This is a genomic window from Acinetobacter junii, from assembly GCF_018336855.1.
Lineage (GTDB): Bacteria > Pseudomonadota > Gammaproteobacteria > Pseudomonadales > Moraxellaceae > Acinetobacter > Acinetobacter junii.
On record NZ_CP059558.1, the window covers coordinates 1,786,872 to 1,799,586 of the forward strand.

Consider the following 12,715-nt stretch of genomic DNA (forward strand, 5'->3'; position numbering starts at 1 on the left):
ATTGAAATTCCGCTAATACAAAGTTGGCTTGTATTTTGCATTATTAAGATTCATTACGTTAATGGCTATTCTTTTATATTGATATTAATTGCGCCATTTTAATACAGGACGATTCACAAATGGATCAACACACCACTATCGACTATCGACTTCTAGTAGATAATCTGACGACTGCCATCTTATTGGTCGATAGTAAGCTAAATATTTTTTATCTGAATTCAGCTTGTGAAGCATTGTTTGATATCAGTTTATTGCGCGCATCAGGTCAACCTGTCTTAAATTTGCTCCATGCACATGATGATACTTTTAATACTTACGAAGCCTTGCTTAATACTTTAAACAGTGGTCAGCATTACACCCGACGTGAAGCGGTAATTAATGTCAACTTCAAACCGATTCATGTTGACTATACCGTTTCCCAATTAAATTCAGGTAAAAGCTATCACCCATTATTATTAATTGAACTCAACCCTATCGATCGAATGCTTAAAATTTCGAAAGAGGAAAATTTAGTGCAACAACATCAAGTTGCTCGTCAACTTGTTCGTGGTGTTGCTCATGAAATTAAGAATCCATTGGCAGGCATACGTGGAGCAACACAATTACTTGCACGAAGCTTAAGTGATGATAGTTATCGAGAATTTACAGATATCATTATTAATGAAGTTGATCGATTGACTAATCTAGCTGATACCATGTTAGGTTCGCGCCAATTACCAAGTTATGAACATGTTAATGTCCATGAGCCATTAGAAAGAGTTAGATCATTAATCGCGAACCAGACCAAGAAAAAAATTAAGATCACACGTGATTATGACTTATCTCTGCCAGATGTTATGGCTGACCGAGATCAACTTATTCAAGTCATGCTGAATATCAGTGTAAATGCTGTGCAAGCGATGACTGAAAATAAAGAATTTTTCGTAGATTCTGAACCAGAGCTTACCCTTCGCACTCGTATCCAACGTCTCGTCACCATAAATGGTGTTTTAAACCGTTCAACGGTAAGAGTAGATATTGAGGACAATGGACCAGGTGTACCAGAAAGTATTTTAGAATCAGTATTTTACCCTTTAGTCACTGGGCGAGCAAAAGGTACAGGCTTAGGCCTCAGTATCGCGCAAAATATTATGCATCAACATAACGGAATGATTGAATGTCAATCCATTCCTGGAAAAACCATATTTAGCTTATATCTACCTTGGGAGTCAGACCGTGTCACGAAATAAAATTTGGGTAATTGATGACGATCGTGCCATGCGTTGGGTACTTGAAAAAACATTCAAAGAAGAAGGTTTTGACGTTACCAATTTTGAAGAAGCACAAACAGCGCTTGAACGTTTACACGATGAAGCTCCTGATGTCATTCTAACTGATATCAGGATGCCAGGAATTGATGGTTTAACTTTCTTATCTAAAGTTAAAAATACTCATCCAGAACTTCCAGTCATCATTATGACTGCACACTCAGATTTGGAGTCTGCTGTCTCAAGTTATCAGACGGGTGCTTTTGAGTATTTACCAAAACCATTTGATATTGATGAAGCACTCGCTTTAGTTAATCGTGCGATTCTACATCTCAATAAGCTACAGCAACAAGAAGCAACCAAAGCAGCAGCACCTCTGCAATCTACAGAAATCATTGGTGAATCTCCTGCAATGCAAGAGGTTTTCCGTGCAATTGGTCGCTTATCACAATCTCATATCACCGTATTAATTAACGGTGAATCAGGTACAGGTAAAGAGTTAGTTGCACATGCTCTGCACAAACACTCACCACGTCGTGCAAAACCTTTCATTGCATTAAACATGGCTGCTATTCCAAAAGACTTGATTGAAACTGAGTTATTTGGACATGAGAAAGGTGCTTTCACAGGCGCTAACACTCAACATCAAGGACGTTTTGAACAAGCAAATGGCGGTACACTATTTTTAGATGAAATTGGTGATATGCCATTTGAGACTCAAACTAGATTACTCCGCGTACTTGCTGATGGTGAGTTCTATCGTGTAGGCGGGCATGTTCCAGTAAAAGTCGATGTGCGTATTGTTGCTGCAACGCACCAAGACCTTGAAAAATTAGTGAACGAAGGTCGCTTCCGTGAAGACTTATATCATCGTCTAAATGTTATTCGCATTCATATTCCAAAGCTTGCACATCGCAGCGAAGATATTCCGATGCTTGCTCAACACTTCCTTGCTCGTGCAGGCAAAGAACTTGGTGTAAGCCCTAAAATTCTTAGATCTGAAACCACAGATTACATGCAGCAGTTACCTTGGCCGGGCAACGTCCGTCAATTAGAAAATACCTGCCGTTGGTTAACTGTCATGATCACAGGTCGTGAAGTCTATCCTGAAGATCTGCCTGCTGAATTGAAGCAAGTTCCTCTCCAAAAATCGAACAATGATCCAACTGCATCTGTTGCAACGACTAGTCCTGCAATCGTAGACCGAATTGCTGTTCATCACTGGGATGAGTTATTGGGTCAATGGGCAATTCAAAAACTTAAAAATGGCGAAATGAAACTTTTAGACATCGCCACCCCAATGTTTGAGAAAACATTGATTAATGCAGCACTTCAACAAACTCGTGGTCGTAAACGTCATGCGGCTGAACTTTTAGGTTGGGGACGTAATACCTTGACCAGAAAGTTAAAGGAGCTTGGTATGGACTCTGCTGATGACGAGGATGATGACGAAGTGCGCAGTGCATAAACCATAAAAAGCGAGTCAATGTGACTCGCTTTTTATTTGAGACGTTTTGAAACATTGATCTAGCTCATAACCATACTTTACATAGGGTTTTTGATATACTATTAAAAATCCCGCTATATCTAAGCCAGAGTAATGACTGATCTTTGTTATCCAAGTTGTGAACAACCTCAAACTCGTCGTGGGCAAGAGCGTCGACTTGCACTGCTGATTTGTGCAACTGATCTGTTCTTAGAACGCGGTTATGACGCTGTTTCTTTAGATGATATTGTTCATCATGCTGGCGGTTCAAAAACATCAATTTATAAGTATTTTGGCAATAAAGAAGGGCTTTTCACTGCGATCTGCGATTACCGCCGCGAAGTCTTCTTCAAAGATATATGTTTACCATACATTTGTAATGTTACAAACTTAAGAAATTACCTTGTACAAACGCTGCAAAGATTTTATCAACACATCATACAGCCTAAAAATATTGCATTCATGCGTATGTTTCTTGAGCAATCACAGAACAATACCGACCTTGCCCACTATCTTTATAATAAATGTGCGATGAACATTCAAAATAGTGTATCACTTGCGCTAGAACAAGCTCATCATTCAGGTGAAATTTTTTGCGAAAAGCCACAATTTTCAGCCACGATGTATTTTGGAATTCTTCGGGATGTTGAATGGCGTATTTTGATGGGTCTAGATGTACCCGCTGAAGACAAAGAAATATTTGATTATATTGATTTTTCTGTTGATTTGTTTCTAAAAGCTCATCAAAAAGTCTAATTCTTTTGCTTTTTCTTGAGCGTATAGTATAGTAGTCAATTCCTTTTTTGTTCACCACCCATTAAACAACAATTAATTATTGTTTTTATTCAATAATTATTGTGGGAGTAATTATGGCGCTTCGGCATTTCCTGACTTTAAGAGACCTGTCTTCTTTAGAATTGCAACGCATTTTAGATCGTGCTCATGAACTTAAACGCATGCAACATAGCAATACGGTATTCCAGCCTTTTGTTGGTAAAGTTTTGGGAATGATCTTCGAAAAATCAAGTACACGTACTCGTATTTCATTCGAAGCTGGAATTTGCCAATTCGGTGGTAATGCCATTTTCCTATCTCCGCGCGATACTCAGCTTGGTCGTGGCGAACCAATCGAAGATTCAGCTCGTGTAATTTCAAGCATGCTAGATATCGTTATGATTCGCACATTCGGTCATGACATCGTAGAGCGCTTTGCGTCTTATTCTACTGTACCTGTAATCAACGGTCTCACTGACGATCATCACCCTTGCCAACTTCTTGCAGATCTGCAAACTTATGAAGAGCATCGAGGTAGTATCAAAGGTCGAACAGTTGCATGGATTGGTGATGGCAATAACATGTGTAATTCGTATATCGAAGCTGCACACATGATGGGTTTCAAACTCAAAATTGCATCCCCAGAAGGTTACGAACCGAAACCTGAATTTTTAGCTGAATTTGCCGACTGTGTTGAAGTTTTCAATAAAGCTGAAGATGCAGCAGTGAATGCTGATCTGATCGTGACAGACGTTTGGGCAAGCATGGGGCAAGAAGAAGAGCAAAAATTAAGAGAAAAAGCATTTGCTGACTTCCAAGTAAATGAAAAACTCATGGATTTAGCACATCCAGACTGTTTGTTTATGCATTGCTTACCTGCTCATCGTGGCGAAGAGATTTCAGAAAATATGCTTGATCACAAAAACTCTGTGGTTTGGTCTGAAGCAGAAAACCGTTTGCATGCACAAAAAGCATTAATGGAATTCTTGCTTAATGAAAATTTAAAGAAAGACTAAATGAAAAAAACAGCATCAATTGATGCTGTTTTTTTTGACAAAAATTGAAGACTTGAAGTAAAAGACGTATATTAGATTAAATACTTTAGTGTAAATTTCTCATATTTTGAGAAGCAAACTAATTAAATAGTAGATATTATGACTTCCTTAGAACAAGCTTTATCACAAGTACCACACTTTTCCTTTGTCCATGAGCACTTATTTAACTCGGCGCAACCCACTATAGATCAACTTCATCATATTAAAGAATATGGGTGCAGTACCGTTATTAATCTATCTACTAGTAAATCTGCAGATCATCTCAATCACCAAGATCAAATTTGCTTAGATATCGGGCTGAATTACATACACATTCCAATTGACTGGGAAGTTCCAAGCTCTGATCAATGCTTACTTGTTTTAGATTTAATCGACCATCTTGTTAAAAATGAAATTGTCTGGCTACACTGCACAGAGAATATGCGTGCGAGTTGTTTGATTTATTTATATCGTCAGTATTATATGGATATGGATATGCCAACTGCCCAAGAGTTACTTCATCAGGTATGGGAACCTAATGAAACTTGGACTGGTCTAATTCACAGTGTTTCATTACAGCTACAAGGAAGAAAATCAACATTAGAATTAGAACAGTCACTGATTAACACAAATCATTTTACTTGATGAGAAATTAAAACCGTCGCTGTCGCTAAAATACCCTCTTGACGACCAGTAAAACCAAGCTGTTCTGTTGTTGTTGCCTTAATACTAATTTGCGTCACATCCACTTCTAATACATCAGCGATAGATTGGCGCATTTCTAAATTATGCTTAGCAAGCTTTGGACGCTCACATGCAACTGTAATATCTGCATTATTTAGATGATAACCTCGATCTAAGATTAACTGATACACATGCTTAAGCAAAACTCGACTATCAGCACCTTTGTATCGTGGATCAGTATCTGGGAAATGCTGCCCAATATCACCTAATGCTAATGCACCTAATAACGCATCGCAAAGCGCATGCAATACAACGTCACCATCTGAATGTGCTTTTAAACCCTGAGTATGTGGAATTTTAATACCTGCTAGAGTTACAAAGTCACCTTCTTCAAACGCATGTACATCGATCCCTTGTCCAATACGAATTTGAGCAACCATATGATTTTCCTTTTACAATATACCGAACAAATCTTGTATTCAGGCTTTCTATTTCGCTATAGTACGTTGAGCAAATTAGACTGAAAGTATAAGTGATTATGCTGTTTAACACTGTAAGAAATCAATTAAAGAAAACGGGTTACATTATTACATTGAGTTGTTTTTGCTCAACATTTGTGTACGCGAAATCTATCGATTGCACTAATAGCAAATTTCAAGGAAAGAAAATTTGCTTACAGCAACATTCTGATAATGTTCAAAAGCTAAATAATAAGTTTTTAACAGCTTATCTTGTTACAGATGCACCTTTGCAACTTTTACACGACACACAAAAACTCTGGCTTAATCAAATTCAACAATGCAAATCAAAGACATGTTTTCAGCAACAATTTGATTTGCGTTTTGATGATTTGAACTTTTATACATCGATGAATCAAACGCTCACGCAACATTATTTAAAATTTGAGAATGGTAGATTGTCTGAGCTTCCTGTGCATTTACAGATTCATCAACTTGATAAAGATAAGCTAAAAATTGAAGGTATAGCCTACCGCAATCCAAACAATCGCATTGAAACTCAAACTATGTCTCTGCTTGCATACAGCACACCCGAAAAAAAGAACCAAATTATTGATAATGAAAAGAAATGCCAATATCAGTTTGATTTTCAAAAAGCTCTACTTGTTATTAAAAGTGATCAAAAAGGATGTGAGCGTTTTACAGGAATATATCGTTTATATGATTAAGAAGAATTATGAAAAAATGCCGATGTATAAACATCGGCATTTTTAATTTAGTTTGGAAATTTTTGTGAGATTTCTTGACTAATAATCACAGCGGTAGCTGCTGATAAGGTCCATCCTAAATGTCCATGTCCCGTATTATAGAAAACACGTGATTGTCGACCTTGCTTAACGACAGGCAGCATATTTGGCATCATTGGACGCAATCCCGCCCAAGGTACTGAATGCTCTGTAGAAATATCAAAATTTTGGTTAACCCAATTGATTAATGGTTGAATCCGATCAGCACGTATATCACGGTTATAGCCATTAAATTCAGCTGTACCAGCCACACGGAAACGATCTGCGCCCAAGCGTGATGTCACAATTTTTGCACTTTCATCTAACAGACTGACCCAAGGTGCATTCTTGACACTACGTTCATCTTTGAGTTGCACTGTGATTGAGTATCCTTTCACTGGATACACATTGACGCTATCTCCAAGCATATCTGCTAACTGATAACTTCCCACACCACCACACACAACAATCAAATCCGCTTCAATTTCAGTGTGCTCTTCAGATTCAGCATCCATATTTTCAGAGCTTTTTTTACATTGAATAATCACTTTGTCTTGTAAACATTTTACGTCTACAACATCCAATCCAAAGCGATAATTAACACCATATTCTTCAGTTTTTTGTGCTAAGCCTACTGAATATTTATGGATATCTCCAGTCGCATCTCCAGCTGTGTAATATCCACCATAATAATCTCCAGTCAACGTAGGCTCTATTGCTCTCATTTCCTCTGGAGTGATTGCATTACGCTCAAGTTTTCCTTCTACTAAGATATCATTCACTTTTTTTGCAATTTCGAAATCTTCTTTTGTATGGTACATGTGCAAAATGCCACGCTTTTCAAGATCGAATGACAGATTCTCTTTTTCAGCGACCTCAAAAAGACGTTGTCTAGCCATAAGTGCTAAACCCACTGTTTCAATGGTATTTGCTTTGTAGTTTTTAATATGTGTTAAGAATTCGACCAACCAACGATATTTATGCACACTGAAAGAAGGATTGAGCAACAATGGTGCATCTTTTTTACTCATCCATTTAATGCCCTTTAGCACTGTTGCTTTTTGATTCCAGACTTCAGCATTACAAGCGGATAACTGCCCCCCATTCGCAAAAGAGGTTTCCATCGCTGGAAATAGATGACGATCAATTACCGTCACTTGATAACCTAATTTTATTAATTCATATGCAGACGTTACACCCGTAATCCCCGCACCAATAACAACAACATGAGGCATAGCTAACTCCTAGAAATGCAAAGCATTCCTTTTTTGTATAGCCCCATCTGTCATGGTACCTGAGAGTTTCGGCAGATGATTACCAATTAATCATTAAGCCTTCCCCTTCGGTGAGTGTTTTGTGTAGAAAATAAATTGTGTTGTTTCTACATTAAGAGCACTGCTCTCCAGATTGTATTTATATTATTACAGTCCTTTTGCCTGAGAGTTTCCGGGGTCGTTGCTCCTTCGGCGAGTTCATTGAAGAACTTCTCTCCCGCAATAATATTTATATCCCTATAAGCAATATATATGCCGTAGTGAAATACAGACATGAATATGTTGTAATTCTTTGTAGGTCGTTCTTTATTCTACTCTAAATTTGCTCAAGAATAAAAAAAGCAGACGATTTGTCTGCTTTAGATTTTTAGAATTTGCATTGCAAAATTTGTTCAGAGAAATTTCCTTTCCAAAGTTCTCTTAACTTAGGTAAATAAAATTTTTCTCCAATCATTACTAATTCAGCATCAATCAAAGCATGGATTTCGTGCATTAAAATATAATCAAGCTCAATCAATGATAACTGAGGATGCTTTTGGGAAATTTGCTTACGTCTGATCTGCGCTTTCTTCACTAAATCATTCGCAAAATTCTTATCTTTATATGTTGTGATTGCACTCAGGCGTAGCTCAATAATCCCCCAACCTTCAACAAGCTTTTTAAATACATCAAAATCACTCGATGTAGCTTCCCATGTTACGTTTTCTAAATTGTTGTCTTCAGGTAGTACAGGTAATAATAAATCGGCTGTACTAGGAAATATTTTTTTTAAATTTAACAGAAACTTAACAGGATTTTCATTTGGAATATCTGAAAATTGGATATGAGTTTGAGTATCTGTTAAATAGATTTTGAGCATAACAAAGCAACAGTCAAATAAATCAAAAGCGTATTGTACGCAGTTCACTTTATAAAAACTACTCATAAAAAACCTCAGCAAAGTGAGGTTTTCTTCTTGATATATTTAAAGTGCTTTATTTTGTGTTTGGAGAGACCATATTTTCTGGCTTAACTACCTCATCAAATTGTGCTTCGGAGACTAAACCAAGTTCTACAGCGACCTGCTTAAGGGTTTTATTTTCTTTATATGCTGTTTTAGCTACTTTGGCTGAATTTTCATAACCAATCACAGGATTAAGTGCAGTGACTAACATTAATGAATTATGCAAGAAATAATCAATTTTATCTCGATTTGGCTCAATTCCTACTGCACAATGATCGTTAAAACTATTACAAGCATCGCCAAGCAATTGAATAGATTGTAAAAGATTATAGGCAATCACAGGCATAAAAACATTTAGCTCAAAATTACCCGATGCACCTGCGACATTGATCGTCGTATCATTTCCTAACACTTGAGCAACAACCATCGTCATAGCCTCACTTTGAGTTGGATTGACTTTGCCAGGCATAATGCTAGAGCCAGGTTCATTTTCAGGAATCCGCAACTCCCCAAAACCACAGCGTGGTCCACTGGCTAACCATCGAATATCATTCGCGATCTTATTTAGGCTGACAGCTAGCGTTTTTAGAGCACCTGAGGCAAATACGGCAGCATCTCTTCCTGCCAATGCTTCAAACTTATTAGGTGCTGTTATAAAAGGTAGTCCCGTCAAACCACTTAATTGTTCAGCTGCTTTAACTGCATAGTCTGGATGAGCATTCAACCCAGTGCCAACAGCCGTTCCACCAAGTGGTAATTCATACAAACCAGCTAATGCCTGGTTTAAACGCTTAAGTCCATGTTCAAGCTGTGAGACATAGCCACTAAATTCTTGACCCAATGTAAGCGGCGTTGCATCTTGTAAATGTGTACGTCCAATCTTCACAATGACATTAAATTCTTCTGATTTAGCGTGCAGAGTATCTTTTAACTTCTCAACGGCAGGGATTAATAATTCATTAATTTGAAGTGCGGCAGCAACATGAATCGCTGTAGGAAAAGAATCGTTTGTCGATTGAGCTCGATTTACATGATCATTTGGATGTACAGGATTTTGGGTACCTAAAGCATGACCAAGCTTCTGATTTGCAATATTTGCAATCACTTCATTGCAATTCATATTACTTTGCGTACCCGAGCCCGTTTGCCACACTACAAGTGGAAATTGATCATCCCACTTGCCTTCAATCACCTCTTCAGCAGCATCTACGATATATTGGCTTAACTCTTGAGGCAGTTGTTTTAACTCAGCATTAGTTATTGCTGCGGCTTTCTTTACAAGCCCCATCGCACGAATCATTGCTCTTGGTAATCTTTCATTTCCTATTTTGAAGTTTTGCAAACTTCTTTGAGTTTGCGCCCCCCATAAAGCATTGTTTGGAACTGCAACCTCACCCATCGTGTCATGTTCAATTCGCATTTGCATAAAACACCTCAAATTCAATCAATAAACTTTTATAAATGGGCTAGAGCGGATGGTGCTTTGGCTTATATTTCTATCCTAATGAAAGCAGCTATAAATGTAAATAAGAATCATTATTTATTAGTTGCCCTTCAAAATATTGAGATAAAATCTCCATTCATCCTCAATCATCTGGGTTAAAGAACGCTTAGGAGTCCAATTCAATATTTTCGCAGCCTTATCGATATTCGCCCCAAGCTGACTAAGCTCCTCATGTTGATAAACAGCCGGCTGCACGCGTATCTCCATTTTGGTTACTTTACTAATTTCTTCAATTAATTTGCTTATTGAAGTTAAATCATTATGGGCGATATTAAAACTCTCTAAGCAACCTTGTTGAGTTGATAACCAATGTAAAGATGCTAATACAGCATCACAAGCATCCAATACATGCAAAAAACTTCGCTCAACAGTACCATCAGTAGTATTTGCCTGATTTTGGAGTTCAATGCACTCTCTTTGCATCGCGGCAACCTGCAAAGCGAGTGGTACGATATTTTTAGGCAATTGCGGAACGTATTCCCCTAAAACCCCATGTTCAAATGCACCAACAATATTAGACAATCTTAGATTTACCATTTTCCAATCATGGTCGACTTTGTAAGTATCAGCGATGATGTCTTCAACCATTTGTTGCGAACGGATATAAGGATTTGAATAGGTATAATTAAATTCCGTATCCTCAATCAATTGATCATCTGATTTACCATAAACGGCTAAACTGGAAATATTAACTAGTTGCCGAACACCCATCCGTTGCATCGCACGGAGTAAACTCATAATACTACTGACATTATCGTTATAATATTCAAGTGGTTTTAACACGGATTCTTCTAAAGATTTAAAACTTGCCGTGTGAATAACAGTGTCTATTGAGTATTGTTCAAAGACTTTATTTAATGCAGGTGTATTTCGGACATCGAGCTTGGCAAATGGTATATACATACCTGAGATATACTCTAGGCGTTCCAAAGTTTGCAATGTAGAATTAGCTAAGTTATCAACAATGACGATCTCATGACCTCGAGCCAATAAACTCAAGGCAATGTGGGAACCAATAAAGCCTAAACCACCTGTCACCAAAATCATTGTATACTTACCTTCTTTTTAATATGTCCATCATTTGCCGACTATATCTATAGTGAATGTTCAATGAGTACACTACTATTAATTACCTCAGCACCAACGTCTATCATCGCTTGGCATGCTTTTGGTTTAGCTCAAGCATTGCAAGACAAGCATGAAGAGTTTCGTGTTTTCTTTTACCAAGATGGTGTTCAAGTCGCGAATGATTTTCAGTGGTTTCCTGATGATCAACGTAATTTGAAACATGAATGGCAAAAACTTGGTATTCGACTCCCTGTCTGTGTCAGTGCTGCTCTCGCTAGAGGAATCACTGATGCGGACAATGCGCAACGTCATTCGCTACAACATCACAACTTAGCTCAAGGATTTGAGTTAGTCGGTCTCGGTGAATTAGCTGATGCTGTGCAAAGCTGTTCGCGGTTAATTCAATTTTAATTCTAAGTTCTTTATTAGAGTGTTGCTTTTAAAAGGTAAATTGTGTGAAAACTGTACTCGTCATCCTAACGCAGCCCAATTTGACCAGTTTGCAAATCAACGAAAGTTTATCTGCTACTATGGTTTTAGCAACCTTTGGTATATCTGTCAAAGTATTATTCAAAGACGCTGCAATTAGCCTACTAAACAATAAGCTACAATTTAATCAATTCCGTGATGCTTTTAAAATTGCATCCAATATGGTGGAAAGTTTTGAATTTTATGATTTGACACCAATTCTGATTGAAGAAAAAAATAAAGATCGTCATGAGGTTCAAAATTCTGATCAAGATATAGAACTGGTTAACCTGCTTCCTGAATTCGTTCGATCATTTGATCATGTCTTATATTGGTGATTGAGATTTCCCCATGAACAAAAAAACATTAATTACCATTCAGGCACCATATAGCAATCTGGCGAAAGTTTGGAGCGAGCTATATCAATTTGCATTAGTTGACGACCCGATCGTGATCATGGGTGAAGCTTTGTTAGCTGTACCTGATGAAATTTTTAATAATTATCGGAGCATATATTGTTTAGATTCAGATGTTAATTTACTAAATCAGACTAATCACACGCAAATCAACATTTTGCAATACTCTGATTTTGCTGATTTAATTTTAGAATTTAATCATTGTGTTACACTTAAATAAGATATTTTTTAATTTTTGCTTAGGCTATTTTATGCAATTAGAACTAGATCAAGACGGACATTTAGTTGACTATACCGTTTGGAACCATGAAGTTGCTAAGGAGCTTGCTAAATCATTAGATTTGGAGCTTACAGAATGGCATTTTGAGGTTTTAAATGCTGTACGTCAGTTTTATCAACAGTTTGGACATTCTCCAGCTACCCGACCACTAATAAAATTTTTAATGAAAACGGTAAACCCTGAGATTAACAATGCTGAACTACAGCAGAAGTTCAATACAGGTTTAGTTGCACGCCACTTAAGCCGATTGGCGGGTGTTCCCAAACCTGCAAATTGTTTGTAAATATTTCTGAT

The 12,715-nt window shown here is 37.4% G+C and carries 15 protein-coding genes and 1 riboswitch; of the genes, 10 read left to right on the plus strand and 5 right to left on the minus strand.

The window, feature by feature from the left end; translation table 11 throughout:
• Window positions 1–119: 119 nt before the first annotated feature.
• The 5 genes from glnL (at window position 120) to H2677_RS08450 (ending at window position 5,186) form a co-directional block, all read left to right on the plus strand.
• Window positions 120–1,229 (plus strand): nitrogen regulation protein NR(II), encoded by a 1,110-nt coding sequence (gene glnL / locus H2677_RS08430; RefSeq protein WP_004954561.1) that lies wholly within the window; start codon window positions 120–122, stop codon window positions 1,227–1,229.
• Window positions 1,216–2,715, plus strand: coding sequence for a nitrogen regulation protein NR(I) (glnG, locus tag H2677_RS08435; RefSeq protein WP_087539284.1), 1,500 nt, complete (start codon window positions 1,216–1,218; stop codon window positions 2,713–2,715). Before glnL ends, glnG begins: the two co-directional genes overlap by 14 nt.
• Window positions 2,716–2,847: 132 nt before the next feature.
• The gene (locus H2677_RS08440; protein WP_004954566.1) at window positions 2,848–3,489 is read left to right on the plus strand and encodes a TetR/AcrR family transcriptional regulator; all 642 of its coding nucleotides are present in this window, start codon (window positions 2,848–2,850) and stop codon (window positions 3,487–3,489) included.
• A gap of 113 nt (window positions 3,490–3,602) precedes the next feature.
• Entirely contained in the window at window positions 3,603–4,523 is a 921-nt protein-coding gene (gene argF / locus H2677_RS08445) for an ornithine carbamoyltransferase (protein WP_004954568.1), read from the plus strand.
• Between the two features lie 138 nt (window positions 4,524–4,661).
• Complete coding sequence (locus H2677_RS08450) at window positions 4,662–5,186, plus strand: protein tyrosine phosphatase family protein (RefSeq protein WP_151958339.1); 525 nt, start codon at window positions 4,662–4,664, stop codon at window positions 5,184–5,186.
• Here the strand turns inward: H2677_RS08450 and ispF are convergent.
• On the minus strand, window positions 5,174–5,665 hold the full coding sequence (gene ispF, locus H2677_RS08455; RefSeq protein WP_212638313.1) for a 2-C-methyl-D-erythritol 2,4-cyclodiphosphate synthase: 492 nt from the start codon (window positions 5,663–5,665) through the stop codon (window positions 5,174–5,176). The genes H2677_RS08450 and ispF overlap by 13 nt on opposite strands.
• A 98-nt stretch (window positions 5,666–5,763) precedes the next feature.
• Here ispF and H2677_RS08460 point away from each other — a divergent pair, with 98 nt between their 5' ends.
• Window positions 5,764–6,411 (plus strand): A1S_1983 family putative colistin resistance protein, encoded by a 648-nt coding sequence (locus H2677_RS08460; protein ID WP_099948740.1) that lies wholly within the window; start codon window positions 5,764–5,766, stop codon window positions 6,409–6,411.
• Window positions 6,412–6,458: 47 nt separating this feature from the next.
• Here H2677_RS08460 and H2677_RS08465 read toward each other — a convergent pair whose 3' ends face one another.
• The 4 genes from H2677_RS08465 to H2677_RS08480 all read right to left on the minus strand — a co-directional run bounded on the left by H2677_RS08465 (window position 6,459) and on the right by H2677_RS08480 (window position 11,236).
• Entirely contained in the window at window positions 6,459–7,703 is a 1,245-nt protein-coding gene (locus tag H2677_RS08465; RefSeq protein WP_212638314.1) for a D-amino acid dehydrogenase, read from the minus strand.
• 179 nt (window positions 7,704–7,882) lie between these two features.
• Window positions 7,883–7,972, minus strand: a riboswitch (glycine riboswitch).
• A gap of 137 nt (window positions 7,973–8,109) precedes the next feature.
• The gene (locus tag H2677_RS08470) at window positions 8,110–8,601 is read right to left on the minus strand and encodes a hypothetical protein (RefSeq protein ID WP_005402678.1); all 492 of its coding nucleotides are present in this window, start codon (window positions 8,599–8,601) and stop codon (window positions 8,110–8,112) included.
• Between the two features lie 115 nt (window positions 8,602–8,716).
• On the minus strand, window positions 8,717–10,111 hold the full coding sequence (gene fumC / locus H2677_RS08475) for a class II fumarate hydratase (RefSeq protein ID WP_212638315.1): 1,395 nt from the start codon (window positions 10,109–10,111) through the stop codon (window positions 8,717–8,719).
• A 117-nt stretch (window positions 10,112–10,228) separates the two neighbouring features.
• Window positions 10,229–11,236 carry an SDR family NAD(P)-dependent oxidoreductase gene (locus tag H2677_RS08480; protein ID WP_004915596.1) on the minus strand — a complete coding sequence of 336 codons (1,008 nt, stop codon included), beginning with the start codon at window positions 11,234–11,236 and terminating at the stop codon, window positions 10,229–10,231.
• 63 nt (window positions 11,237–11,299) lie between these two features.
• Here H2677_RS08480 and tusD point away from each other — a divergent pair, with 63 nt between their 5' ends.
• Genes tusD through H2677_RS08500 form a run of 4 tightly spaced genes read left to right on the plus strand, consistent with a single transcriptional unit; the run spans window position 11,300 to window position 12,704 of the window.
• Window positions 11,300–11,668, plus strand: a complete 369-nt coding sequence (tusD, locus tag H2677_RS08485) for a sulfurtransferase complex subunit TusD (RefSeq protein ID WP_004954585.1) — start codon at window positions 11,300–11,302, stop codon at window positions 11,666–11,668.
• A 44-nt stretch (window positions 11,669–11,712) separates the two neighbouring features.
• Window positions 11,713–12,063 (plus strand): hypothetical protein, encoded by a 351-nt coding sequence (locus tag H2677_RS08490; RefSeq protein WP_004915593.1) that lies wholly within the window; start codon window positions 11,713–11,715, stop codon window positions 12,061–12,063.
• Between the two features lie 13 nt (window positions 12,064–12,076).
• Window positions 12,077–12,361 carry a hypothetical protein gene (locus H2677_RS08495; protein ID WP_212638316.1) on the plus strand — a complete coding sequence of 95 codons (285 nt, stop codon included), beginning with the start codon at window positions 12,077–12,079 and terminating at the stop codon, window positions 12,359–12,361.
• 31 nt (window positions 12,362–12,392) lie between these two features.
• A complete protein-coding gene (locus H2677_RS08500) occupies window positions 12,393–12,704 on the plus strand; it encodes a TusE/DsrC/DsvC family sulfur relay protein (protein WP_039047884.1) in 312 nt (103 codons plus the stop codon).
• Window positions 12,705–12,715 lie beyond the last annotated feature (11 nt).

Bases quoted from the DNA above. Each gene is read 5' to 3' on its own strand.
- H2677_RS08495 (WP_212638316.1), top strand. From the start codon at position 12,077: ATGAACAAAAAAACATTAATTACCATTCAGGCACCATATAGCAATCTG.
- H2677_RS08460 (WP_099948740.1), top strand. From the start codon at position 5,764: ATGCTGTTTAACACTGTAAGAAATCAATTAAAGAAAACGGGTTACATT.
- tusD (WP_004954585.1), top strand. From the start codon at position 11,300: ATGAGTACACTACTATTAATTACCTCAGCACCAACGTCTATCATCGCT.
- ispF (WP_212638313.1), bottom strand. From the start codon at position 5,665: ATGGTTGCTCAAATTCGTATTGGACAAGGGATCGATGTACATGCGTTT.
- H2677_RS08465 (WP_212638314.1), bottom strand. From the start codon at position 7,703: ATGCCTCATGTTGTTGTTATTGGTGCGGGGATTACGGGTGTAACGTCT.
- H2677_RS08440 (WP_004954566.1), top strand. From the start codon at position 2,848: ATGACTGATCTTTGTTATCCAAGTTGTGAACAACCTCAAACTCGTCGT.
- H2677_RS08450 (WP_151958339.1), top strand. From the start codon at position 4,662: ATGACTTCCTTAGAACAAGCTTTATCACAAGTACCACACTTTTCCTTT.
- glnL (WP_004954561.1), top strand. From the start codon at position 120: ATGGATCAACACACCACTATCGACTATCGACTTCTAGTAGATAATCTG.
- H2677_RS08480 (WP_004915596.1), bottom strand. From the start codon at position 11,236: ATGATTTTGGTGACAGGTGGTTTAGGCTTTATTGGTTCCCACATTGCC.
- fumC (WP_212638315.1), bottom strand. From the start codon at position 10,111: ATGCAAATGCGAATTGAACATGACACGATGGGTGAGGTTGCAGTTCCA.
- H2677_RS08500 (WP_039047884.1), top strand. From the start codon at position 12,393: ATGCAATTAGAACTAGATCAAGACGGACATTTAGTTGACTATACCGTT.
- argF (WP_004954568.1), top strand. From the start codon at position 3,603: ATGGCGCTTCGGCATTTCCTGACTTTAAGAGACCTGTCTTCTTTAGAA.
- H2677_RS08470 (WP_005402678.1), bottom strand. From the start codon at position 8,601: ATGCTCAAAATCTATTTAACAGATACTCAAACTCATATCCAATTTTCA.